The organism is Roseateles aquatilis (genome assembly GCF_002205645.1).
GTDB classification, from domain to species: domain Bacteria; phylum Pseudomonadota; class Gammaproteobacteria; order Burkholderiales; family Burkholderiaceae_C; genus Roseateles; species Roseateles aquatilis.
The window spans coordinates 771189-795958 of record NZ_NIOF01000001.1 but is presented as its reverse complement, the minus strand read 5'-3'; the positions used below and the strand labels follow the sequence as shown (position 1 = coordinate 795958).

Here is a 24770-nt window from a genome sequence, read left to right as displayed (position 1 = left end):
GGGGCGGCCAGGGCGGCGGTCGGGTTCGGAGCCGGCCGACGGATCAGGCGCGCGGGCCCAGCAGCCAGCGGCGCAGCAGCCAGCGGCAGCCGCCCATGCCGGCGAGGATCAGCAGCAGGCCCAGGATCTGCGGCGTGCCCCAGCCCGGGGCGCCGACGAAGTCCCAACCCAGCGCGCGACCGGCCAGCAGGCCGAGCACACCGCCGAGCACGAAACCGAGCGCGTCGGCCACGGCGGCGCGCCAGGCGCCGGCATTCAAGGATTCCTTGCTCATCTGGCGGGCCTCAGCGGTTGCGGCTCTGCATGTAGACGAGCTTCTCGAACAGGGTCAGGTCTTGCTCGTTCTTCAGCAGCGCGCCGACCAGCGGCGGGATCGCGACCTTGTCGTCCTGCGTCTGCAGCGCCTCGGCCGGGATGTCCTCGGCCAGCAGCAGCTTGAGCCAGTCGATCAGCTCGGAGGTGCTGGGTTTCTTCTTCAGGCCCGGCAGCTTGCGCACGTCGTAGAAAGTCTTCAGCGCGGCGGCCAGCAGTTCCTTCTTGAGGCCCGGGAAGTGCACGTCGACGATGGCCTGCATCGTGTCGGCCTCGGGGAACTTGATGTAGTGGAAGAAGCAGCGGCGCAGGAAGGCGTCGGGCAGCTCCTTCTCGTTGTTGGAGGTGATGAAGACCAGCGGGCGATGCTTGGCGCGGACCCACTCGCGGGTCTCGTAGACGTAGAACTCCATGCGGTCGAGCTCGCGCAGCAGGTCGTTGGGGAACTCGATGTCGGCCTTGTCGATCTCGTCGATCAGCAGCGCGACCGGCTCGTCGGCGGTGAAGGCCTGCCAGAGCGTGCCCTGGACGATGTAGTTGGAGATGTCGCGGACCTTGTCGTCGCCCAGCTGGCTGTCGCGCAGGCGGCTGACGGCGTCGTATTCGTAGAGGCCCTGCTGGGCCTTGGTCGTGCTCTTCACGTGCCACTGCAGCAGCGGCAGGCCCAGCGACTTGGCGACTTCCTCGGCCAGCAGCGTCTTGCCGGTGCCGGGTTCACCCTTGACCAGCAGCGGCCGCTTCAACGTGATCGCCGCGTTGACCGCCAGCATCAGGTCGGGCGTGGCGACGTAGTCCTGGGAGCCTTGGAATTTCATGAGGGGTTTCTCTAGCGCAGCGGTGAAAACCAGTATATAGGGGCCCCCCTATAATCGCGCCGCCCAAGTTCCTCGATGATTGGAACCATGAGAAAACAACTGCAGATGTCCCTCGCGCTGGTGCTGGCCGGAAGTGCTTTTGTTGCAGCCGCTCAGTCCAACGCGCCCTCGCAGCCGACGCCGGGACAAGCGTCGGCCGCGACCAACGCCGCGGTGGCAACACCTGGCCCCCAACCCCCGGTGCAGGCCAAGGTGGCCATGTGCATCGGCTGCCATGGCATTCCCGGCTACCAGGCCACCTTCCCGGAGGTGCACAAGGTGCCGATGATCGCCGGGCAGAACGCCAAGTACATCGCCGCCGCGCTGACGGCGTACGCCAAGGGCGACCGCAAGCATCCGACGATGCGCGGCATCGCGCTGCCGCTGGGCGAGCAGGACATCGCGCAGATCTCCGAGTACTACGCCACGCTGGCGAAGGTCGAGCCGGTCGCCGCCGCGGTGGAGCCGCCGGCCGATGTGCGCAAGCTGCTGGACAAGGGTGCCTGCGCGAGCTGTCACGGCGCCAACTTCAGCAAGCCGATCGACGGTGCCTATCCGAAGATCGCGGGCCAGCATGCCGACTACCTGTATGTCGCGCTGAAGTCCTATCAGATCGAGGGTAAATCCTACGTGGGCCGCAGCAACGCCGTCATGGCCGGCCAGGTCAAGCAGTTCACGCACGCCGAATTGAAGACTTTGTCCCAGTATCTGGCGAGCCTACCGTCCGAACTCCGTACAGTCCCCCAGTCAAGGTTTCGATGACTTCTGGCAGGCTATGCCTGTCCCTGCATCGCCGCGAAGCCGCCCGATCGGGCGGCTTTTTTCATGGGTCTCGGCCTGTGCGCGCGCGATGGAGGGCGCCATACTGTGTTGTCCTGGATGAAAACGCCGGTCATGCTGAAGAAAATCCCCACGGCCCAGGTGCGCTTGGGCATGTATCTGCATGGGATGGAAGGGTCGTGGCTGTCGCATCCGTTCTGGAAGACGAAGTTCGTCCTGACGGATCCGGAAGACCTCAAGTCGTTGAAGGCGAGCGGCGTGCCGTTCTGCTGGATCGACGCGTCGCTGGGACTGGACGTGGAGGTCGCCGAGCCGGTGGCGCCGGCGCCGACGCCTGTTCCCGCCGCCGTGTCGGAGCCCGCGCCCGAGGCGCCGGCCGTGATCGCGGCCCGCGTCCGTCCCGAGCTCGGCACCGCGCCCACGTCGATGGGCGAGGAGCTGGAGCGCGCCACGCAGGTGATGAACCGGTCCAAGCGGGCGGTGATGTCGCTGTTCGGCGAGGCGCGGCTGGGCAAGGCGATCGACACCGAGCAATGCCTGCCCCTGGTCGAGGAGGTGGCGAGCTCCGTGGTCCGCAACCCGTCGGCGCTGATCAGCCTGGCGCGGCTGAAGACCAAGGATGACTACACCTACATGCATTCGGTGGCCGTGTGCGCGCTGATGGTGTCGCTGGCGCGGCAGATGGGCCTGGACGAGCCGCACACGCGCGAGGCCGGCCTGGCCGGCCTGCTGCACGACATCGGCAAGATGGCGATGCCGCTCAATGTGCTGAACAAGCCCGGCGCGCTGACCGATGACGAGTTCGCCATCATGCGCGACCACCCGACGCGCGGCTACGAGATGTTGAAGGAAGGCGCGGCGGTGCCCGACGCGGCGCTGGACGTGGCGTTGCGGCATCACGAGAAGATGGACGGCAGCGGGTATCCCGGCAAGCTGGTGGGCGAGCAGATCAGCCTGCTGTCGCGCATGGGCGCGGTGTGCGACGTCTACGACGCGATCACCTCCAACCGGCCGTACAAGGCGGCGTGGGATCCGGCGGCATCGCTGGCGCGGATGGCGCAGTGGACGGGCCATTTCGACCCACGCGTCTTCCAGGCCTTCGTGAAATGCGTCGGCATCTATCCGGTGGGAACGCTGGTGAAGTTGCAGTCCGGCAAGCTGGCGGTGGTGCTGGAGCAGAACGCCACGGCGCTGACGGCGCCGCGCGTGCGGGCCTTCTACTCGACCAAGTCGCAGATGCCGATCCCGACGCAGGTGCTGGACCTGTCGGCGCAAGGCGCCTCGGATCGCATCGTCGGCCGCGAGGATCCGGCGACCTGGGGCTTCCAGCGGCTCGACGAGCTGTGGCAGGCGCCAGCGAAGTGATGGCTGAGCGGGCGCGGGGACCGTGCCGCCCCCGTCGGGAAACACCCATGCCCCCGCGCGATCCCGCTGCCTAAACTCCTCCCACCACACGGACGTCGGGAGAACGGGATGAGGCGCATGCTTCCAGGGCTGGCGCTGTGCGCCGGCCTTCTCGCGGGAATGAGCGGCGGCCTGGTGCCCGCCCAGGCGCAGACCCTGCGCTGGGCCAGCCAGGGCGATCCGCAGACGATGGATCCGCACTCGCAGAACGAGAGCCTGACCAACGGCATGAACTCGCAGGTCTACGAGCGGCTGACGTCTCGCGACAGGCAGCTCCAGATCGTGCCGGGTCTTGCCTCCGAATGGACGCAGGTCAGCCCGCTGGTCTGGCGCTTCAAGCTGCGGCCCAACGTCCGCTTCCACGACGGCAGCCCGTTCACCGCGGACGACGTGATCTTCTCGCTGCAGCGTGCCAAGGCACCCACCTCGCAGATCGCGGTCTATGCCAACGCGGTGGGCACCGCGCGCAAGATCGACGACCTCACCGTCGAGATCACGCAGCCGCGCTTCGATCCCATCTTCCTGCAGCATCTGGACCTGCTCTTCATCATGAGCAAGTCCTGGAGCGAGCAGCACAAGGTCACGCGCCCGCTCAGCTTCAAGGACAACGAGGAGAGCTTCGCCAGCTTCAATGCCAACGGCACGGGGCCGTTCCTGCTGGCGCGGCGCCAACCCGGCATCCGCACCGTCTACAAGCGCAATCCCAACTGGTGGGGCCGCTTCGAGGGCAACGTGCAGGAGGTGCAGTTCACGCCCATCGCCAACGACGCCACGCGGCTCGCGGCGCTGGTGTCCGGCGAGATCGACCTGGTGATCGACCCCGCGCCGCGCGACGTGCCGCGCCTGCGGCAGACGGCCGGCGTGCAGGTCGTTGAGGGCGTCGAGAACCGGCTGATCTTCATCGGCATGGACCAGGCGCGGGACACGCTGGTGTACGGCCGTGCGCCGAATGGCAAGAACCCGTTCCAGGACCTGCGCGTGCGGCAGGCCCTGTATCAGGCGATCGACATCGAGGCGATCCGCACCCGCCTGATGAGCGGCCTGTCGCAGCCGACTGGCAGCCTGACGCCGTCCCCGCTCGGCGACTACAACGACCCGGTGCTGGAAAGCCGCCTGCCGTTCGACGTCGCCGCCGCGCGCAAGCTGATGAGCGAGGCGGGATACGCGGACGGTTTCGAGGTCACGCTGGACTGCCCCAACAACCGCTACATCAACGACGAGGCGATCTGCCTGGCGCTGGCCTCCATGTGGTCGCAACTCAAGGTGAAGGTGCGTGTCAACGCGATGCCGCGCGTCACCTTCTTCCCGAAGCTGGAGCGCTACGAGACCAGTCTCTACCTGATGGGCTGGGGTGGCGCGATCACCGATGCCGAGACCATCCTCACGCCGGTCTATCGCGGCGAGGACCGCATCTCAGGTGCCGGTTACTACAACTACGGCCGCACCAAGAACCCCAAGTTCGATCAGCTCGCCGCCGCGTCGTCGTCGGAGCCCGATCCCGCGAAGCGCGAGCAACTGATCAAGGCCGCGCTCACCGAATACCGCCAGCAATTGAACGTGCTGCCGCTGCATCGGCAGGTCACGCCCTGGGCGATGCGTCAGGGGGTGAAGGTCGTGCACCGCGCCGACAACTGGCTGGAGTACACCTGGATCACGCTGCCCAAATGACTGCGTGCTCCCACCCCACCGGAGCGACGGCCGCGGGCCAGACGCGTCGCAGGACACTGACGCATCACCGGACGCTAACGGATCGCAGGACGCTGACGAATCGCAGGACGCAGACGCATCGAAGCAGGCCGACCGGGGGCCCTTTTCCGGAAGTCAAGGAAGTGAATTCGACACCCGGCCAGGGTGGCGAAGAGAGGGACATGGAGGAAAAGGGCCCCCGGTCGGCCTGCGCGCGCGGTCCTTGCCGGCATGGTGGATCTGCGCCCGGGCGAGCTCAAGGTCGGCCAGCGCGCGCGGTCCTGGCAGGACGCCCTAACATCCTTGCCCATGACCCCTCCCGAAGAGAAGAAGTGGCTCGCCCGCCTGCGCGCCGATTACAGGCATGAAGCTGGTCGCTGCGTCGTCCGCCACGGGCATGAAGGGCCGCTGCGGCTGTTGAAGAGTTTGTACCCGGAGGGCGACGCGATCTGCCACAGCGTGCTGGTGCATCCGCCGAGCGGGCTGGTCGGTGGCGACACGCTGGACATGGGGCTGTCGGTGGGCGAGGGTGCCCATGCGTTGATCACGACGCCGGGCGCGACGCGCTTCTATCGGAGCCCATCGGGCGCGCTCGCGACGCAACGCGTGCATGCGGTGCTGCGCGAGCGGTCGAGGCTGGAGTGGTTGCCGCTGGAGGCGATCGCCTACCCCGGTTGCGAGGCGCTGAACGAAGCGCGTTTCGAGTTGGCGCCGACGGCCGAATTGATGGCGTGGGACATCACTGCATTGGGATTGCCTGGCGCCGATCAGCCGTTTGGCACGGGGCGTTTCCAACAGCATCTGGAGATCCCTGGCGTGTGGTTGGAGCGCGGGTTGCTGGACGCGTCGGACTCGGTGCTGATGGACGGTGGGCTGGGGCTGGCGGGGCACCGCTGCCTCGGCACGTTGGTCTTCGCCGCGGGTGCCGCGATCGAACGCGAGCGGCGCGAGCGTGCGCTGGACGCCGTACGGGAGTTGATCGAGGCGGATCCGCTGCGTCTCACCGCTGGCGCGACCGCCGCGCAGGAGGGCGTGCTCGTCGTGCGTGCGCTGGGGCCGTTGGTCGAGCCGGTGTCGTTGTTGCTGCGTCGCTGCTGGGCCGCATGGCGGCGCGAGCTCTGGGACCTGGACGGCGCCGCGCCGCGCCTCTGGGCCGTGTGATCGGCCGCGGTGGCGAGGGCCACCGCGACGGGGACGCTGGCGGTGACGGTGACGGTGACGGTGACCGTGCGCGTATGCGCGCCGGACCGGCCGCGGCATAGCAAGCCGCGCTCCCGACACCTCTCACGTCCCACCCCTTGAGGAGATCGCCCCCTTCTTTTCGACAACGATGTCACGCCCTTGTAGCCAGCGTCATCCCCAGCGCATAGCATCGGTGTTCCACGACCGATCTCCAGGGAGGTGATCGATGTCTTCGCGAACAGCGTCTTGCAGTTGCGGTCAGTTGAGGATCGTGGTTCAAGGAGAGCCGCTCGGCACGGGGCTCTGCCACTGTCTGGCATGTCAGCGCCGGACCGGCAGCGTCTTCGCGGCGCTCGCCGCGTTCAAGGAACCGTATGACGTCGTCGGCATCGCCACCGACTACGTGCGCACCGGCGACCAGGGCGCGCAATTCCGGTTCCGCTTCTGTCCCGTCTGCGGTAGCAACGTCTTCCACACCGAGGAAGGCGTGGAGGGCTCGGTCGCCGTCGCGGTCGGGGCCTTCGGCGATCCGGACTTTCCGCCGCCCGAGGACTCGGTCTACACCTGTCGCAAGCACCGATGGGTGGTGCTGCCCGAGGGCATCGCCGTCCACGACCGCGATCCGATCTGAGCGGGGCCCCGCACGACCCGCGCCTGGGGCCCGCCGCGCTTGAAACGACGACGCGCGCCCGAAGGCGCGCGTTCGTCGCGTCGTGCCCGTCCCGGCCGGAGCCCGGACGCCGCGAGACCGCCATGACATCGGTCCCGCGGCGCCCGGTCCGGCGCGGCGGACGCGGCGTGGGTCAGGCCGCGAGCGGCAGCGCCTGCGACGCCGTCGGACGCAGCGGCTGCGCCAGTTGCAGCAGGTGACCCGGCTCGCTCAGGAAGCGCATGCGCTCCGCGTTCGAGAGCTTCTCCAGCGCACCCGGACGCGCCGCGATCAGGCGCAGGTGACGGGCGCGGACTTGCGCGCGCACGCCGTTGCCGATGTCGCGACGGCCCATCGCCTCGGCCGCGAGCGCGGTCAGGCGGCGGCTGGACAGCAACTCGGTCCAGCCTGGAAGGCGGCGCTCCTGGCGGCTGTAGGCCCAGGCGTTGCTGAGCACCGTCGGCGTCTGGCTCTCCTCGGGAATCACCAGCAGGCCCGCGCGGCGCATCTTCTCGCCCAGTCGGCCGCGGCTGGACAGCACCGTGATCGGCGCGGCCAGCACCAGCGGCAGCGCGATCGGCGCGATCCACATCAGCGTCGACGGGCTCAGCAGGCCGATGACGACCGACAGCGCCAGCGTCACCGCGCCGACGCGGCCGAACGCGGCGAAGGCTTCCTTCCAGGACACGTCTTCGGCGGCCCGCGGCGGCGACTTCCATTCCAGCGAGAGGCCCGTCAGCGCCACCACGCAGAAGATCGAGTGCGCGACCATCCGCAGTGGCGCCTGCAGCAGCGACATGCCGGCCTCGGCCACGCTGCTGGCCAGCAGCTTCAGCGAGCCGCCGTACTGGCCCTGCTCGCCGCGCAGGATCACGGCCATCACCGACAGCAGGCGCGGCAGCGCCAGCATGCCGATCGTGCCCAGCCACAGCGCGGCCACGCCCGGCGTCAGGCTGCCGTCGTCCAGGAACGGACGGAAGGACTCGCTGCCGCCGACATTCCACAGCAGCACGCCCAGGCCGACATACAGCAGCCACAGCGGCGCGGCCAGGTAGGACAGCGCGCCGGTGATCAGCATCGCGCGGTGCACGCCGTGCAGGCCGGGCTCGGCGATCAGGCCGGCGTTCTGGATGTTGCCCTGGCACCAGCGGCGATCGCGCTGCAGCTCGGCCAGCAGGTGAGGGGGCTGCTGCTCGTAGCTGCCGGGCAGGTCCGCCACCAGCCAGACCTGGTAGCCGGCGCGGCGCATCAGCGCGGCTTCCACGAAGTCGTGGGACATGATGTCCTTGCCCTTCAGCGGCGCCAGCGCGCAATGCTTCATGAAGGGCTCGACCCGGATGATCGCGTTGTGGCCCCAGTAGTGCGCCTCGCCGAGCTGCCAGAACTGCATGCCGGCGGCGAACAGCCGGCCGGTCACGCGGCTCGCGAACTGCTGGGCGCGGGCATGCGGCGTGTCGTGGCCGCAGACCTGGTTGGCGGCCTGCAGGATGCCGGCGCGCGGGTTCTTCTCCATCAGGCGCACGAGGCCCAGCAGGCAGTCGCCGCTCATCACGCTGTCGGCGTCCAGCACCACCATGTAGCGGTAGTTGCGGCCCCAGCGGCGGCAGAAGTCGGCCACGTTGCCGGCCTTCTTCTTCACGCGGCGCTGTCGCCAGCGGTAATGGATGCGGCCGCGGCCCGCGAACTGCGCGCGCAGCTCGGCCCAGGCGGCCAGTTCCTGCGTGCGGCATTCCGGGTCGCTGCTGTCGGACAGGATGTAGATGTCGAACAGCCGCAGCGCGCCGGCCGCCGCGAGCGACTCGCAACTGGCGCGCAGGCCGGCGAAGACGGTGGTCACGTCCTCGTTGCAGATCGGCATGACCAGCGCGGTGCGCGCGTCGGCGCCCAGCGGCGCGTGGCCGGCGTCGCGGATCGAGATCGCGTGCCGGTCGCCGCGCAGCATGACCCAGAAGCCCATCACCGCGGTCACGCAACCGGCGCTGACCCAGGCGAACAGCAGCGCGAACAGCGCCAGATGCACGCATTGCAGGGCGAAGGCCAGCGGGTTGTCCGCCCAGCCGTTGTGGGTCTGCCAGAGCACGCCGGTGGCCAGCGCGGTGGCGCCGGCCACGCCGAGCTTGAGCGCGTTGCGGCGGTTGCGGGCCGCGGTCTCCCAGGCCTGCGGCGGCTCGGCCGCGGGCAGCGGTTCGACCGGCGGGGTGCGTTGGCCCCAGGGGCGTGGCACCATCGCGCCGCGCTTGATGGCCGGGGCGCTCGGTCCGACCGGACCAGGGGCCGCGGCGGCGGGATGAAGGACGGATGGCGTCATGGGGTGCTCCTTCACTGGGGAGGAAGAATCAGGCTCCAGGTCTCGGTGAGCACCTGCTGCCGGGTCTGGAGGAACGCGCGCAGTTCGGTCGACTGCCCGGGGCGGAGTTGCTTGATGCGGACGGCCATGCGCCAGCCGCCGGTGACGGGGTTGGGATAGGCGTTGACCTCGGCGATCTCGCCGTTGCCGTCGGTGCTGGCGATCGCCTTGACCTCGGCGCCGGCGGGCAGCGCGGCCAGCGAGGGACCTTCGAAGTCGACGATGAACTGCTGCTCGTTGGCGGCCAGCTTGGCGTAGCTGTAGCCGGTGCGGCTCTGCACCGCCCAGGCGCCCGGCGGACGCTGCTGCGCCTCGCCCTGCTGGTGCAGGCGGTAGGCGAAGTCCAGCGGCTGGCCCGGGGCCGGCTGTTTGGCGGGGACCCAGTAGGCGACCACGTTGTCGTGGGTCTCGTCGGGCGTGTGCAGCAGCATCAGCTCGACGCGGCCCGGGCCCCAGTCGCCGATCGGCTCGATCCACGCGGACGGCCGCTGCTCATAGCGGGCCTCGGTGTCCTCGTAGTTGGCGAAGCGGCGGTCGCGCTGCATCAGGCCGAAGCCGCGCAGGCCGGGCAGCGTGAACGAGGTCGTCAGCGTGCCCTTGGGGTTGATCAGCGGGCGCCAGATCCACTCGCCCGTCGAGCTGGCGACCATCAGGCCGTCGCTGTCGTGCACCTCGGGCCGGAAGTCGCCCTTCTGCGGCTGGTTCTCGCCGAACAGGTACATGCTGGTCAGCGGCGCCAGCGCCAGCGTGGCCACCGGCGCGCGCAGGAACAACCGCGCGCGCGTCTCGACGATGGTGTCCGCGCCCGGCTTGACGACGAAGGTATAGGCGCCGCTGGCGCGGGCCGAGTCCATCAGCGCGTGGATGGTGAGCGTCTTGGCGTCGGTGGCGGGGCGTTCGATCCAGAACTCGGTGAAGCGCGGGAACTCCTCGCCCTTGCCGCCGACGGTGTCGATCGCCAGGCCACGTGCCGACAGGCCGTAATGCTGGCCGGCGCCGAGCGCGCGGAAGTAGCTCGCGCCGAGGAAGACGATCAGCTCGTCCTTGTACTTGTCGCCGTTGAGGTGGAAATGCGCGCGGAAGCCGGCGAATCCGACGTCGCCCCACTTCTGCGGCGAGAGCTGGCGGTTCTTGCCGTAGTCGAAGTCCTCGCGCCTGAACGGCACCGGCCTGGCCTGGCCGCCGACGATCTCGTTGATGCGCACGGCCTGGGTCTGGTAGTGGCCCAGGTGGAAGAACATCAGCTCGAACGGCAGCTTCTGGTCGCGCCACAACGCGCGGTCCGGCTTGAAGCGGACGTCGCGCATCTGGTCGTAGTCCAGGTTCTTGAGCTCGGCCGGCAGCGTGTCCGGCGGCGCGATGTAGGGCTTGGCCGCCAGCGCCTTGGCGCGCTCGGCCACCTCGTCGAAACCGAAGGCATGCGCCGTCAGGCTGCCCGCGAGCAGCGCCAGGCCGACGGACAGGCCGAACAAGGTTCCGACCCACCGACGGTGGTCGGGCTGGAGGGGGAGGGCGTGAATAGTTCGCATGTGACAGGCCTAGTGCAAGGCCTGTGCCACCAGCGATACGCCTTATGAATCAACGGCTTACGACGTTTGTGCGCTGCCGCACACGGGAAATTCGTCGCCGTGCGGCGACGCGTCTGCCGCCGATTCTTCCAAGTTGTTGATTTTTAATGGATTTTCTTGTCGCTATTCGGCGACAGGCCCTTCGGCGCGAAACAGCGAGGGGTTCAATCCGTTGCGCTGCAGCAAGCGGTAGAACTCGGTGCGGTTGCGGTCGGCGAGCCGCGCGGCATCGGCCACGTTGCCGTCGGTGAGCTTGAGCAGGCCGACCAGATACTCCCGCTCGAAGCGCTGTCGCGCCTCGGCGTAAGGGAGTACTTCAATGCTGGGCGAGCGCAGCGCGCGCTGTACCAGCGCCAGCGGGATCAACGGGGAGGTGGCCAGCGCGCTGACCTGCTCCACCACGTTGTGGAGCTGCCGCACGTTGCCCGGCCAGGAGGCCATCGTCAGCGCCTTGAGCGCGTCGGGCGCGAAGCCGTTCAGGCGCTTGTCGTACTTGAGCGCCAGCCGCTGCAGGAAGTGCTGGGCCAGCAGCGGGATGTCCTCCCGGCGCTCGTCCAGGCCGGGCAGGGTCAGGCTGACGACGTTGAGGCGGTAGTAGAGGTCCTCGCGGAACTGGCCCTCGGCCAGCGCGGCCTCCAGGTCGCGGTGCGTCGCCGACAGGATGCGCACGTCGATGGGCACGGATTCGCTCGCGCCGACCGGCCGCACCTGGTGTTCCTGCAGCACGCGCAGCAGCTTGACCTGCAGCGGCAGCGGCATGTCGCCGATCTCGTCGAGCAGCAGCGTGCCGCCGTCGGCGGCCTGGAACAGCCCGCGGTGGTTGGACAACGCGCCGGTGAAGGCGCCCTTGACGTGGCCGAAGAGCTCCGACTCCAGCAGCGGCTCCGGGATCGCGCCGCAATTGACGGCGACGAAGGGCCGACCGGCGCGCGGGCTGGCGGCGTGGATGGCGCGCGCGAGCAGCTCCTTGCCCGAGCCGCTCTCGCCCCGGATCAGCACCGACGCCTGCGAGGCGGCGACCAGCCGGGCCTCGGCCAGCACCTCCGCCATCACGTTGGAGCGGCTGACGATGGCCTCGCGCCAGGCGCCGTGGCTGTCGTCGTCCTGGCGCGCGGCGGTGAGGGTCAGGGCTTGCGCGATCGTGTCCAGCAGCGCGCGGCCGTCGAAGGGCTTGGTGAGGTAGGTGTAGACGCCCTGCGCGGTGGCGGCGACGGCGTCGGGGATGGTGCCGTGCGCGGTCAGCAGGATGACGGGCAGCGCGGGATGGCGTTCACGGATGGCGTTGAACAGCGCCAGGCCGTCCATGCCCGGCAGTTGCACGTCGCTCAGGACCAGCGCGGGCCGCTGCACCTCCATCTGCGCCAGCGCGGCCTCGGCGCTGCCGACGGCGGTGACGTCGTAGCCGGCGGCGTCCAGGCGCATCGACAGCAGCTTGAGCAGGTCGGCGTCGTCGTCGACCAGCAGCAGGTTCGCGCCCCTGGCGGCCTTGGCGCCCTTCGCGCTGTCGGCGCTCATGGCTTGTCCACTGCCGATCGCGGCCCGCCGAGGCTGCGCTCGATCGCCTTGAGCGCCTCGAGCTTCTGATTCGCCTGATCCAGCCGGCGCTGCAGGTCGCGGCCGGCGGCGTTGGACTTCTCCAGCTGGTCCTCCAGCCGGCGCTGCTCGGCGACGCGGTCGACCAGGAACTGCGCGAGCGCGCGCCAGTCGTTGGCCTCCGGGCTGTTGGTGCGCAGCACCTGGTCCAGCAGCGTCTGGGCGCGGAAGGTCTCGCCGTTGTTGTGGCTGATCATGAGCGCCAGCGCGAGTTGCGTCGCCGCGCCCGGCGTCAGCGCGCCGTCGTCGCGCGGCGCGACCTCCTGCGCCAGCTCCAGCGGGCTCAGTTGGCGCAGCCGGTCGTTGGCCTGCAGCAGCGCGCGCGCCGCGTTGTCGGAAGGGCTGACGACGGGCACCTGCACCGGCACCTCCACGCGCACCTCGCGCACGACGGTCTTGGGCGGCTGCTGTGCGCAGCCGGCCGTCGCCAGGGCGATCAGCAGCACGACGCCGGGATGGGGCGTCAGGCGGCGAGGGATTTCGGGGACCGGGGCGTGTGGGCGCATGGCAGCGTGATTCTGAAATGGGCGCCTTGCTCGGCGGGCAGCAGTTCGATCTGCCCGCCGTGGGCGGCGAGGGTTTCCTTGACGATGGACAGGCCGATGCCGGTGCCCTTGAGCGCGTCCTCGGGCTGGCGTTCGCCGCGATAGAAGGGCTCGAAGATGCGGGCCTGATCCGCCGGCGCGACGCCGGGGCCGTCGTCGCGCAAATCGATGATGATGTGGCCGCCCTGGCGCGCGAGCCGGATGTCGATCCGGCCGCCGGGCGGGGCGAAGCGTATCGCATTGGACAGCAGGTTGCCGAGGGCGACGCCGATCTTGGTCGGATCGACCTCCGCCTCCAGCGGGCCGCCGGCGATGGCGATGTGCAATCGGCGTGCCTGCCACTGCAGCCGCTGGTGGTCGATGGCGCCCTGGATCAGGGACGCGAGCTCGGTGCGCCGCGGCTTGAGGTCGCGGGCCTCGAAGGCGGCGGCGTTGAAGCGCAGCAGATCCTCGATCTGGCGCTGCAGCACGGCGGTGTTGTCGCGCAGGATGCGGGTGACCTCGTGCTGCTTGTCGTTGAGCGGGCCGGCGACCTCGTCCTCCAGCAGCGCGGTGCCTTCGCGCAGTGCCGCCAGGGGCGTCTTCAGCTCGTGCGAGACATGCCGCAGGAAACGCGCCTTGTCGGCATCGAGCTCCACCAGCCGCAGCCGCAGCCAGTCCAGCCGCTGGCCGAGCGAGCGCAGGTCGGCGGGCCCCGGGATCTCGATGCGCTCGTCGAGGCGGTTCTCGCCCAGGCGGGCGATGGCCTTCTCCAGGCGGCGGATCGGGCGCGTCAGCCAGATGCCGAAGACCAGCGACAGCACCGCGGCCAGCACGATGGCGCCCAGCACCTGCTGGCCGAGCAGCACGCGGCCGTTCTCCAGCTTGTCCTGCAGGACGCGGTTGTTGAGCTCGGAATGGCGGCGCACGTCCTCGGCCAGGCCGCCGGTGAGGGCGCCCAGGTCGCGGAACTTCGCGGTCAGGTCCTGCTCGCGCTTGCGCGGGTTGGCGGCGCGCGGCGCGTCGAGCAGGGCGCGGATCTCGTCCAGCCGCGCGGCCCACGCATTCAGCGGCGCGGGCGCGAGGCCCTGCGCGCGCAGCAGGCCCAGCAGGCGGGCGGCGTCCGCGGCGTCGTCGTCGAAGCGTTGGCGCAGCGCGCGGTCCTCCAGCACCATGTACTGCCGCGCCGCGCGCTCCATGCTGACGCTGCGGTCGCCCAGTTGCTGCACCTGGCTGGTCATGCGGGCGGCGCGCACGACGCCCTCGCGGCTTTGCACGGTCAGGCGCTCCAGCGTCAGCAGTCCGCCCAGCGAGGCGGCGGCGAGCAGGCCGGCGATCGACAGGAAGCCGATCAGCAGCATCTGGCGGAAGGAGATTCGGTGGAGGCTGAACATCGGCCGCGATATTAGCGGCGCGGGGATGGGCGGGCCGGTCCCGCGTGTCGCCTGGACGCGGATGGGCACGGGTGGATACGGATGGATACTTCGGCGGCCATGAACCTGCACCGCGTCGATCTCGTCTCCCTGTCCCTGTTCAGCCTGGTGGCCAGGACGGGCAGCATCAGCAAGGGCGCCGCGCTGGCCGCGCTGGCGGTGGGCGCCGCGAGCAAGCGGTTGAGCGACCTGGAGCGGTCCCTGGGCACGACGCTGCTGGAGCGGCACTCGCGCGGCGTCACGTTGACCGAGGCCGGCCTGGCGCTGCAGCGGCACGCCCAGCGCATCCTGAGCGACGTCGACCAGATGGCGGCCGACCTGTCCGACTACGCCTCGGGCCTGACCGGCGTGGTGCGGCTGTGGGCCAACACGTCGGCGGTGACGCAGTTCCTGCCGGCGCAGATCTCGGGCTTCGGCCGCGCCAATCCGCGCATCCGGATCGAGCTGGAGGAGGCGGACAGCAACGACATCGTCGTCGCCGTGCTCGATGGCCGCGCGGACCTGGGCATCTTCGCGGACCGCACGCCGGCGCTGGGCCTGCACGTGCTGACCTATCGCCACGACCGGCTCGCGCTGGTCGCGCCGGCCGGCCATCCGCTGGCGCGGCGCAAGGCGGTGCGATGGGAGCAGGCGGTGGAGTACGACTTCGTCACCTTGGCCAAGGCCACCTCGCTGGCCAAGCGGCTGGAGATGGAGACCGAGAAGCTCGGCCGTCGTCTCAAGAACCGCATCCAGGTGCGCAGCTTCGACGCGATGTGCCGCATGGTGGCGGCCGGCATGGGCATCGCGGTGCTGCCGGACGAGGCGGTGGAACCGCTGCTCAAGCCGCTCGACCTGCGGCGGATCGCGATCGACGAGACCTGGTCCGACCGCACGCTGCTGATCGGCGTGCGCGACCTGGATGCGCTGTCCCGGCATGTGCGCGTGTTCATCGACCATCTCTGCCAGACGGGCTGAGCGCCCGCGACGCCCGCGGCCGCTGCTCGATCCGGCGCGGGGCTGAGTCCACACGCACCGGGCGAGGGCCGACGAGGCGGGCGCGGCGGCCTGATCTGGACGCAGATCTGTATACACTTCGCGCCTTGACGTCGCCGCGGCGCCCGGTTTTTCAGCGCGACGCTCCCGGTTCACAGCGCCCGCAGTGGTGGTCCGGATCTTGCTGAACTTCGTCGATGGACAGCTATCTGCTCGACTGGGCCAATCTGCTGCTGCGCTGGCTGCACGTGATCGTGGCCATCGCCTGGATCGGGGCCTCCTTCTATTTCGTCTGGCTGGACAACCACCTGCTCAAGCCGCGGGCCGAGGACCTCAAGTCCAAGGGCGTGGACGGCGAGTTGTGGGCGGTGCACGGCGGCGGCTTCTACAACCCGCAGAAGTACATGGTGGCGCCGGCCGACCTGCCGCAGCACCTGCACTGGTTCTACTGGGAGAGCTACTGGACGTGGATGAGCGGCTTCGCGCTCTTCGCGCTGCTGTATCTCTTCAATGCCGATACCTATCTGATCGACAAGCGCGTGCATGACTGGTCCGCGCCGGCGGCGGTCGCGGGGGCGCTCGGGTTCCTGGCCGGCGGCTGGTTGATCTACGACCAGATCTGCCGGCGCTTCGGCCGCAAGGCCGACGGCTCGATCGGCAACGACGGCGTGGTGCTGGGCCTGGTCGCCGTCGTCATCGCGGCGGCGGCGTGGGGCGCGGGGCAGCTCTTCGCGGGTCGCGCGGCCTTCCTGATCGTCGGCGCGACGATCGCCACGATGATGAGCGCCAACGTCTTCTTCTGGATCATTCCCGGCCAGAAGCAGGTCATCGCCGACATGCGCGCGGGCCGGCCGGTGGATCCGGTCCACGGCCAGCGCGGCAAGCAGCGCAGCGTGCACAACACCTACTTCACGCTGCCGGTGCTGATCGCGATGCTGTCCAACCATTACGGCATGCTCTACGGCCACGCGCACGGCTGGCTGGTGCTGGTCGGGCTGATGCTGGCCGGTGCGCTGGTGCGGACGTGGTTCGTGAAGCGCCACAAGGGCGTGAACGCGTGGCCGTTGCTGGTGATCGTGGCGGCGCTGCTGGCGGCGCTGATCACGTGGCTCGCGCCGCGTCCCGAGGCGACGCCGCCGGGCGCGTCGACGTCCGCCGTGCCTGCGAAGCCGGCGCCGGTGAGCTTCGCGCAGGTGAAGAAGATCGTCGACGATCGCTGCCTCGCGTGCCACAACGCGGCGCTGGCGCCCAAGCGGATCCAGTTCCACGAGCCGCAATTGATCGAGCAGCACGCCGCCGAGATCTACCAGCAGGCCGTCGTCCAGAAGACCATGCCGCTCAACAACGCCACCGGCATCACCGACGAGGAACGGGCGACGTTGGGGCGGTGGTTCAAGGAGCGGTGACGGCGCAGCGAGCAGGCGCCCTCCACCGGTCATCGAGCCGCTACGGGTCACCCCCGTGGCGGCTTTTTCTTGTCGAAATCAAAATCCGAAACATCGTTTCAGATGTGAGGCCAGGACGAGATGCCGACGAATCAGCCGATGACCCAACGCGTGGCCGTGATCGGCGAATGCATGCTGGAGTTGAAGGGCGAAGCCTTCGGCGCGATGACGCAGGGGTATGGCGGTGACACGTTCAACACCGCCGTCTATCTCCGGCGCTGCGGCGCCGCCGCCGGCATCGAGGTGGCCTACGCGACGGCCCTCGGCGAGGATGGCCTCAGCACCGGATTGATCGGACGCTGGCAGGCGCAGGGCCTGGACACGAGCCTGGTGAGCCGCATCGCGGGCCGCATGCCGGGGCTCTACATGATCGAAGTCGACGGGCGCGGCGAGCGCAGCTTCCATTACTGGCGCGACAGCGCCGCGGCGAAGTCCTACTTCGAGGCGGAGGTCTCCCCGCTGGAGGCGCAGGCGGATCGTTTCGACGCGCTCTATCTGAGCGGCATCACGCTGGCGATCCTGCCGGCGGCGGGCCGCGAGCGGCTGTATGCCTTGATGGCCACCCTGCGCGAGCGTGGCGCGCAGGTGATCTTCGACAACAACTATCGGTCGCGCCTCTGGCCGGATCGCGCGTCCGCGCGGGCCGCGTTCGAGCGCGCGTTCTCGCTCGCCACGATCGCGCTGGTCACGGCGGACGACCATCAGGCGCTGATGGGACTGCACGACATCGATGCCGCCATCGCGCATGCGAAGACGCTGCCGGTGCCGGAGGTGCTGATCAAACGCGGCGCGGCGCCGACGCTGGTGCGCGCGGCCGGTGGCGCGGGCGATTGGTTGGAGGCGATGACGCAGCGCATCGAGCGCGTCGTCGACACGACCGCGGCGGGGGATTCCTTCGCCGGCGGGTATCTCGCGAGGCGCCTGGCCGGCGACGATGCCGTCGCCGCCGCGGAGCACGGCAATCGTGTGGCCGCGCGCGTGATCCAGCATCCGGGCGCCGTGATCTCTACGGAGGCGATGGCGGATCTGATCTGAGCCGGGCCTCGGGGATACTGGCGCGAGCGACGCACAGACGTCGCTGTTTTCATTGGAGGGAGTTCTCGTGGACCGACAAATCTATCTCGCCTCGCTGCGGCGCAACACCGCCTACCCGACGTTTCGCGGCTTCATCGCGCTGGTCAAGTGGCTGACCTACATCCTGGGCGGTGTTTGCGTCGCAGTGGGCATCATGGCGGGTCCCTTCGGCATGGTCGGCGGCATCGTCGCGGGGCTGGTGCTGCTGGTGATGGGGCGCATCGGCGCGGAGGTCAGCCTGATGATGGCCGACATGGCCGATGCCTCGATCGACACGGCGGCGGCGCGGCACGGGCAACGCTGACGGCGGCCGGCGCGATCGGTCCACCGATCAGCGCATCCAGCCCTTCAACGCGGGCAGCGTGCTGACCAGTTGCTCGGCCACCATGCCCGAGAAGAACTCGGCGCCCTTCGCGCCGAGGTGCGTTCGATCGAACGCGGGATTGGCCGCGCCGGCCCGTTCCGACGAGGACGTGGCCTGCGCGGGCGCGCTCGCGGGCTTTGGGGCCATGGCCAAGGTGTCGGCGTCGGTTTCGCCCATGGCCTGGACGGCATCGCGGCTGATGGCGTTGAGGTCGATGGCGGGCACGTGATGCCGGGCCGCGACGCGGATCGTGGTCTCGGCCCACGGGCGCAGGTCGTTGGTGAGATGGCCCTGGGCATCGAAGCTGCGACGGGTCAGCGGCGTGAGCATCACCAGACGTGCGCCGGTGGGCCCGACGTCTTCGATGTAGCCGGCGAGGTTGGCGGGAAACTCCGTCGCCAGATCCGTGGAGCGGCCCGGCTTGCCGGGCTGGTCGTTGTGCCCGAATTGCATGAGCACCACATCGGTCTGCCCGACGGGCCGATCGCGCAGCAGCGTCATGACCTGACCCCAGAGACCTTCGGCGCGATAGCTCTTGCTACTGCGCCCACCGCGCGCCAGGTTCAGGCAAGCGACCTCGGGCTTAAAGCGCGCGCAGAGCGCGTCGCCGTAGCCGCTCTTCGTGGCCATCGTGGAATCGCCGACGAGGATCACGCGAAGGCGCGCACCCTCCTCGGCATGAGCAATGCCGCCCACACCGATCAATGCGGCGATCAACACGTTTTTCATGAGGCGAGTCCTCCATTGGCGGTGCGACTGGAGCAGGGCATGGGGCTCCCTCCAGGACCTTCATGCCCTATGCGGACCTCGGGTCCACCGTGCCCTTCGGTGCAGGACCGAGGTGGGGGTGGCATGGGTTCGGTCAGCCTGAGGTGGATCGGGCGGTTTGGATTGGGCTGGATTGGATGAACAGGAGAGGGCCGAGGCCCCCTCCGTGGGCTCAGAACTTGTATGCCGCGCCCAACAGGAACTCGCGACCGGTGACGTGATAGACGACCGGGCTGTTGCGGGCCCGCGAGATGAATTGATCGTTCGCCTCGTTCGTCAGGTTCACGCCTTCCAGGGTGATCGAGAGCCGGTCGTTGACCTTGTAGGAGATCGACGCGTCCACGTTCAGCGTGCCGTTCTTGCCCTCGACGTCGTTGTTGTTCTGCCCCGGCACGCGCGTCAGGAACGACGAGCGCTTCGATGCGGACACGCGCGCGCTGAAGGTGTTGTCGTCGTAGTAGAGCGTCGCGTTCCACGACTTCGGCGACATGTTGAGCAGGTCGTCGGTGATCACCGCGTTGCTGGTCGGCGAGACCAGATAGGTGATCTTCGATTTCACGTAGGTGTAGTTCAACACCGTGCCGAAGTTCTTGCCCCAGCTCGGCAGGAAGGTGAACGGCTGCTGGTAGTTCAGCTCGATGCCGCGCAGCTTGCCCCCCGGGGTGTTGATCGGCGTGGTCAGCTGGAAGACTTCCTCGCCGGTGAAGTTGGACGGCAGCAGCGACATCGGCAGCCCCGTCTGGTTGTACGGCGCGTTGGTCCGCAGGCTCTGGATGTAGGTGTTGATGTTCTTCTGGAACAGACCCACGCCCAGGAAGGCGTTGCGGTTGAAGTACCACTCCAGGCTGGCGTCGAAGGTCTTGGCGCGGAACGGCTTCAGGTAGGGATTGCCCGTCGTGATCGACAGCGTGCCCGTGGTGCTGATGGTGCCGCCCGGGTTGAGGTTGCCCAGCTGCGGACGCGCCATCACCTTCGCCGCGGCGAAGCGCGCGATCAGGTCCTTGGTCAGGTTGGCCGAGACGTTCAGCGCCGGCAGCCAGTCCTTGTACTTCTGCCCGATCACGACCTCGGTGCCGCCGCCGGTGGCCAGGTAGCCGGTGGCCTCCTGCTCGGTCACGACGTACCGCACGCCCAGGTTGCCCTGCACCTTCAGGCCCAGCACGCGGCCCTCGAAGTCGGCCTGCACGAAGCCGCCGCGGTCCGTCTCCACCACCGCGCGGTTGTTACCGCGCGCGTTGCCGTTGGTGGTCGAGGACAACGTGAAGTCGCCGGGTCCGCCCGCCGGGCCGCTCTTGATGCAGTTGCAGTAGATGTCGTAGGCCGCCGCGATCGCGTTCAGGTCGGGGATCACCCACGACGTGGGCGTGCCCGCCGGCAGATTCATCCCGCGGCCGAAGTCGGTCAGCATCTTCGTCAGCACGCCCGCGCCCGCGGCGGGCGCGAAGATCGTGTCGTTCTGGTTGACCCGGCGGAACTCGTAGGTGTCGAACTTGTATTGCTTGTAGTCCCCGCCCGCCTTCAGCGTCAGCTGATCGGGCAGCACCTCCCACGCCAGGTCCAGGTGGACGATGTCGTTGCGGTTGTTGGCGCCTTGCGGACGGATGCGGATCTCGCTGGTCGTGGTGTTGGTGACCGTCGTCGGCTGATTGGTCGCGACCTGCGGCACGCCCACGATCTGCAGCGCGCCGTTGGCCTGCGTCGGATCGAACGGGTACTTGATCACCGGCAGCCGGTCGTTGCCGCGGAAGTCCAGCGTGTAGCCGTTGACGTTGAGCGCGTCCAGCGTCGTCGTGGTCTGCACGGGGTTGCGGAACTTCGAGTCCGCGCGACCGATCTTGGCGTTCAGCTTCAGGTGGTCGGTGATGTCCTGCTCCAGCGTCAGGCTGGGCTGGCGGAAGGTGGTGGACAGCTCGTCGTAGCGCGACTCGGCGCGGATGTCGACGCCGTTGTAGACGCCGTAGAGCAGGGCGCCGTTGGGCGCGTACTGCGCCTCCACCACGCTGGTCTGCGGCTTGCCGCCCTGGCTCGCGGTGCGGCTGAAGGAGATCGCCTCCAGGAAGTCCTCCTGCCGCGTCGCCTTGAGCTTGGAGTACAGCATGTCGAAGGTCAGCAGCGTGCGGTCCGACGGGCGGAACTGCACCGAGCCCGTCATGCCCAGCCGATCCTGGTCATGCGTCAGCCGGCCGTAGCGCGGCAGCCGCGGATGGAAGTTGTCCGCGCTGCTGGCCAGGTTGTAGGCGTCGGTCGCCGACTGCGACGCCGGCAGGCGCGGCACGCCCTGCGCGGCGGGGCCGCAGGTCGTTCCTGTGGTGGTGGGGTTGGCCGGCGTCACGCCGCCCGGGGAGCACCAGCCGCCCGACGACGCGCCGTTGTCCCAGCGCACGGTCGAGAAACCTTCCTCGTTCAGGCGGCGCTTGGAGTACGCGCCCGAGATCAGCACGCCCAGCTTCCTGTCGGCGAAGACGTCGCTGACCAGGAAGGCCATGCGCGGGTCCGTCTCGCGCGAGAGGTCGTTGTAGCGGCCCTTCACCGACGCGGTGATCACGCGCTTGTTGAAGTCGAACGGCCGCGCCGCCTGCAGGTCGACGGTGGCGCCGAGCGACCCCTCGTCCACCTCGGCCGAGCTGCTCTTGCGCACGGTGATGGTGTTGAACAGCTCCGAGGCGAAGACGTTGAAGTCGAAGCCGCGCGAGCGGTTCGCGCCGCCCGAGCTGTCGGTGCCGCCGGTCGTGGCCAGCGCCTCGATGCCGTTGATGCGCACGCGGGTGAAGTCCGCGCCCAGGCCGCGCACGGTGATGTTGCGGCCCTCGCCGGCGTCGCGGTCGATGACCACGCCGGGGATGCGCTGCAGCGATTCGGCCAGGTTGGTGTCGGGGAACTTGGCGATGTCCTCCGCCTTGATCACGTCGACGATGCCGCGGTCCTGGCGCTTGGCGTTCAGCGCGCTCTCCAGCGACGCGCGCAGGCCGGTCACGACGACCGTGTCCAGCGCCTTGTCAGCGGCCGGGGCGGACGGCGCGGCGCTCGCCGCCTGGGCGGGCGCGGCGGCCCGGTCCTGGCTCCAGGCGGGCAGCGACAGCGTCGCCGTGCCCAGCAGGCAGGCGGCGAGCTGCGTCAACCGGGCCGGCGGCAGGGCGGTGGGGCGGGCGGCCGGGCGGCGCGGCGATCGGTCGGCGGGGCGGGCGGACGTGGACGTCCCGAGGCGGGTCCCATGGCGTTGGGGCATGACTTGTCTCCACAAGGTGCTTGTGCGGCCGCCGGCGCGGGATCGTGGCCCGTCGCTCTGGCGGCATCGTTGTCGGTCACGGGCGCGCGCAGGGCGCCGTCAGGTCGGGAGCGGCCATCGCTGCAGTGCGATCGCCGCCTCGGTACTGCGGATCCTTGGGGGACGCGGCGGCGCGGGCGCGGCGCGGCGTCCGGGTGAGGGTCAGAGGTAGTCGTCCCGGCGCGGGGAGAACTGGTCCAGCAACGTGCTGTCCGCCTCCAGCGCGACCACGCCGTGCGACGTCAGCCGCGGCGCCACGAACGCGTCGCCCGGGCGCAGCACCTTGCCGACGCCGCCGACCTCGCACTCGAACGCGCCGCTGATCACGAACGCGATCTGGTCATGCCCGTCGTGCGCATGCGGCGTGCCGACGGCGCCTCGGTCGAACTGCACCAGCACCGACATCAGCTCCGGCGTGTGGCCGACGATCTTGCGGCGGATGCCGTCGCCGAGGTCGGTCCACGGTGTCGCGTCGTTGTCGAAGTACGGATTCATGAAGCGCTGTCTCCTGGCGCGGCACGGGCGGCCGCTGTCGTGTCGTCCGCCCACCGCCGACCGATCGCCGGGCGATCCTCGCGGTGGGGCACGGGGCCTGTCCCGGCCCGTCGTTGCGAGCAACTATAGCGATGCCATGAAAAATTGAAACAGCGGTTCACTACATAGAAACCATAGTTCCGGGAAAGTCCTCGGGCCCGTACGCTTCCGTTCCATGACATCCAGGAAGCGCCTGAACGACGGCGCTTCCCCACTCGGGACAACGCATCCCGGACCCCCACCCGCACCGAGGACGACATGGAAATCCGCCAACCCATCCACAGCGAGCACGCCCGCACGCTGGACACCGAAGGCCTGCGCCGCCAGTTCCTGGTCGAGGGCCTGTTCAAGCCCGACGAGGCCACGCTGACCTACAGCCAGATCGACCGGATCATCGTCGGCGGCATCATGCCGGTGACGCGGCCGGTGAGCTTCGCGCCGGAACTGGGCCGGCACACCGGCACCGACTTCTTCCTGCAGCGCCGCGAGCTGGGCCTGATCAACATCGGCGGCGCGGCGCGCGTGCTGGTCGACGACCGGCAGTACGACATCGAATCGCGCGAGGCGCTGTACATCGGCCAGGGCGCCAGGCTCGTCGAGTTCAAGAGCGTCGATCCCGCCAACCCCGCCAAGCTGTACTTCAACTGCGCCCCGGCGCACACCGCGTACCCGACGCGCAAGGTCACGCTGGCCGAGGCCTCGCCGGAGACGCTGGGCTCGGCCGACACGAGCAACCGCCGCACCATCCACAAGTTCCTCGTACCTGACGTGCTGCCCACCTGCCAGTTGCTGATGGGCATGACGCAGCTGGAGCCGGGCAGCCTCTGGAACACCATGCCGTGCCACCAGCATGACCGCCGCATGGAGGTCTATTTCTACTTCGACATGAAGTCGGACGCGGTGGTCTTCCACATGCTGGGCGAGCCGACGCAGACGCGGCACCTCGTCGTCCGCAACGAGCAGGCGGTCATCAGCCCGAGCTGGTCCATCCACTCCGGCGTGGGCACGCAGGCCTACACCTTCATCTGGGGCATGGTGGGCGAGAACCAGGTCTTCAAGGACATGGATCACGTGCCGATGACGGCGCTGCGCTGAGCGCGTCGACGCGAGCCGACACCGCCCGCCCCCACCCGACCCGACAAGGCCCCACACCACCCCGCATCGCGGCGACGCGACGCGATGGGGCGCGGGTCGACCCGTTCGCCGCCATCCGGCACCGAGGGACAGAACGAATGAACACCATGATCCTGGATCAATTCCAGCTCGACGGCCGCGTGGCCATCGTCACCGGCTGCAACACCGGCCTGGGGCAGGGGATGGCCGTGGCGCTGGCGCAGGCCGGCGCGGACATCGTCGGCGTGAACGTCTCCGACCCGGTCGAGACCCGCGCGGCAGTGGAGCGCCTGGGCCGCCGCTTCCTCGACCTGCGCGCCAATCTCGGCGACGTGAGCTGCATCGAGGGCCTGGTCACCGAGGCCAAGTCGCTGACCGGCCGCGTCGACATCCTGGTCAACAACGCCGGCATCATCCGGCGCGAGGACGCGATCCGCTTCAGCGAGAAGGACTGGGACGACGTCGTCGACCTCAACCTGAAGACGGTCTTCTTCTTCTCGCAGGCCGTCGCCCGTCAATACCTGGCGCAGGGCGGCGGCGGCAAGATCATCAACGTCGCGTCGATGCTGTCCTTCCAGGGCGGCGTGCGGGTGCCGTCGTACACGGCCAGCAAGAGCGGCGTGATGGGCATCACCCGGTTGATGGCCAACGAGTGGGCCTCGCACGGCATCAACGTCAACGCGATCGCGCCGGGCTACATGGCCACCAACAACACCGTCGCGCTGCGCCAGGACGAGAGCCGCAACGCGGCGATCCTGGACCGCATCCCGGCGGGCCGCTGGGGTGTGCCGGACGACCTGGCCGGGCCGGTGGTCTTCCTCGCCTCCCGGGCGTCGGACTACGTCAACGGCTACACCGTCGCCGTCGACGGCGGGTGGCTCGCGCGCTAGGTCGGCCGAG

The 24770-nt window shown here is 69.3% G+C and carries 21 protein-coding genes; 11 read left to right on the top strand and 10 right to left on the bottom strand.

Features of this window, described 5'->3' with window-relative positions:
• Positions 1–43 precede the first annotated feature (43 nt).
• Both CDN99_RS03405 and CDN99_RS03400 read right to left on the bottom strand, forming a co-directional pair.
• On the bottom strand, positions 44–274 hold the full coding sequence (locus CDN99_RS03405; protein WP_088382670.1) for a hypothetical protein: 231 nt from the start codon (positions 272–274) through the stop codon (positions 44–46).
• Positions 275–284: 10 nt separating this feature from the next.
• The gene (locus tag CDN99_RS03400) at positions 285–1127 is read right to left on the bottom strand and encodes an AAA family ATPase (protein ID WP_088382669.1); all 843 of its coding nucleotides are present in this window, start codon (positions 1125–1127) and stop codon (positions 285–287) included.
• A gap of 87 nt (positions 1128–1214) precedes the next feature.
• Between CDN99_RS03400 and CDN99_RS03395 the strand changes: the two genes are divergently transcribed.
• The 5 genes from CDN99_RS03395 (at position 1215) to CDN99_RS03375 (ending at position 6849) form a co-directional block, all read left to right on the top strand.
• Positions 1215–1928 (top strand): c-type cytochrome, encoded by a 714-nt coding sequence (locus CDN99_RS03395; RefSeq protein WP_238139339.1) that lies wholly within the window; start codon positions 1215–1217, stop codon positions 1926–1928.
• 132 nt (positions 1929–2060) lie between these two features.
• The gene (locus CDN99_RS03390; RefSeq protein ID WP_088383366.1) at positions 2061–3311 is read left to right on the top strand and encodes a cyclic di-GMP phosphodiesterase; all 1251 of its coding nucleotides are present in this window, start codon (positions 2061–2063) and stop codon (positions 3309–3311) included.
• A 108-nt stretch (positions 3312–3419) separates the two neighbouring features.
• Positions 3420–5018 carry an ABC transporter substrate-binding protein gene (locus tag CDN99_RS03385; protein WP_088382667.1) on the top strand — a complete coding sequence of 533 codons (1599 nt, stop codon included), beginning with the start codon at positions 3420–3422 and terminating at the stop codon, positions 5016–5018.
• 327 nt (positions 5019–5345) lie between these two features.
• The gene (locus CDN99_RS03380) at positions 5346–6197 is read left to right on the top strand and encodes an urease accessory protein UreD (protein WP_088382666.1); all 852 of its coding nucleotides are present in this window, start codon (positions 5346–5348) and stop codon (positions 6195–6197) included.
• A gap of 247 nt (positions 6198–6444) precedes the next feature.
• On the top strand, positions 6445–6849 hold the full coding sequence (locus CDN99_RS03375) for a GFA family protein (protein ID WP_088382665.1): 405 nt from the start codon (positions 6445–6447) through the stop codon (positions 6847–6849).
• Between the two features lie 172 nt (positions 6850–7021).
• Here the strand turns inward: CDN99_RS03375 and mdoH are convergent, their stop codons facing one another.
• From mdoH to CDN99_RS03350, 5 genes are all read right to left on the bottom strand, one after another.
• Positions 7022–9175, bottom strand: coding sequence for a glucans biosynthesis glucosyltransferase MdoH (gene mdoH / locus CDN99_RS03370; protein ID WP_088382664.1), 2154 nt, complete (start codon positions 9173–9175; stop codon positions 7022–7024).
• An 11-nt stretch (positions 9176–9186) separates the two neighbouring features.
• On the bottom strand, positions 9187–10743 hold the full coding sequence (locus CDN99_RS03365) for a glucan biosynthesis protein G (RefSeq protein WP_193531673.1): 1557 nt from the start codon (positions 10741–10743) through the stop codon (positions 9187–9189).
• Between the two features lie 162 nt (positions 10744–10905).
• Positions 10906–12297, bottom strand: a complete 1392-nt coding sequence (locus CDN99_RS03360; RefSeq protein WP_088382663.1) for a sigma 54-interacting transcriptional regulator — start codon at positions 12295–12297, stop codon at positions 10906–10908.
• A complete protein-coding gene (locus CDN99_RS03355; RefSeq protein WP_088382662.1) occupies positions 12294–12881 on the bottom strand; it encodes a hypothetical protein in 588 nt (195 codons plus the stop codon). Before CDN99_RS03355 ends, CDN99_RS03360 begins: the two co-directional genes overlap by 4 nt.
• Positions 12839–14293: a sensor histidine kinase gene (locus CDN99_RS03350; RefSeq protein ID WP_088382661.1), complete on the bottom strand. Its 1455-nt coding sequence runs from the start codon at positions 14291–14293 to the stop codon at positions 12839–12841. Before CDN99_RS03350 ends, CDN99_RS03355 begins: the two co-directional genes overlap by 43 nt.
• Before the next feature lie 99 nt (positions 14294–14392).
• Between CDN99_RS03350 and CDN99_RS03345 the strand changes: the two genes are divergently transcribed.
• From CDN99_RS03345 to CDN99_RS03330, 4 genes are all read left to right on the top strand, one after another.
• Positions 14393–15289, top strand: coding sequence for a LysR substrate-binding domain-containing protein (locus CDN99_RS03345; RefSeq protein WP_088382660.1), 897 nt, complete (start codon positions 14393–14395; stop codon positions 15287–15289).
• Between the two features lie 215 nt (positions 15290–15504).
• Positions 15505–16713 (top strand): urate hydroxylase PuuD, encoded by a 1209-nt coding sequence (locus CDN99_RS03340; RefSeq protein ID WP_088382659.1) that lies wholly within the window; start codon positions 15505–15507, stop codon positions 16711–16713.
• A gap of 138 nt (positions 16714–16851) precedes the next feature.
• Entirely contained in the window at positions 16852–17787 is a 936-nt protein-coding gene (locus tag CDN99_RS03335) for a sugar kinase (RefSeq protein ID WP_088383362.1), read from the top strand.
• Between the two features lie 67 nt (positions 17788–17854).
• A complete protein-coding gene (locus tag CDN99_RS03330) occupies positions 17855–18130 on the top strand; it encodes a hypothetical protein (RefSeq protein WP_088382658.1) in 276 nt (91 codons plus the stop codon).
• 27 nt (positions 18131–18157) lie between these two features.
• Here the strand turns inward: CDN99_RS03330 and CDN99_RS03325 are convergent, their stop codons facing one another.
• The 3 genes from CDN99_RS03325 to CDN99_RS03315 form a co-directional block, all read right to left on the bottom strand.
• The gene (locus CDN99_RS03325) at positions 18158–18919 is read right to left on the bottom strand and encodes a rhamnogalacturonan acetylesterase (protein WP_088382657.1); all 762 of its coding nucleotides are present in this window, start codon (positions 18917–18919) and stop codon (positions 18158–18160) included.
• 211 nt (positions 18920–19130) lie between these two features.
• On the bottom strand, positions 19131–22184 hold the full coding sequence (locus CDN99_RS03320) for a TonB-dependent receptor (RefSeq protein ID WP_088382656.1): 3054 nt from the start codon (positions 22182–22184) through the stop codon (positions 19131–19133).
• A 201-nt stretch (positions 22185–22385) separates the two neighbouring features.
• Positions 22386–22718, bottom strand: a complete 333-nt coding sequence (locus CDN99_RS03315) for a cupin domain-containing protein (protein WP_088382655.1) — start codon at positions 22716–22718, stop codon at positions 22386–22388.
• A gap of 297 nt (positions 22719–23015) precedes the next feature.
• Between CDN99_RS03315 and kduI the strand changes: the two genes are divergently transcribed.
• Both kduI and kduD read left to right on the top strand, forming a co-directional pair.
• Positions 23016–23852, top strand: coding sequence for a 5-dehydro-4-deoxy-D-glucuronate isomerase (gene kduI / locus CDN99_RS03310; RefSeq protein ID WP_088382654.1), 837 nt, complete (start codon positions 23016–23018; stop codon positions 23850–23852).
• Between the two features lie 137 nt (positions 23853–23989).
• Positions 23990–24760 (top strand): 2-dehydro-3-deoxy-D-gluconate 5-dehydrogenase KduD, encoded by a 771-nt coding sequence (gene kduD, locus CDN99_RS03305; protein ID WP_259374706.1) that lies wholly within the window; start codon positions 23990–23992, stop codon positions 24758–24760.
• Positions 24761–24770: the final 10 nt, after the last annotated feature.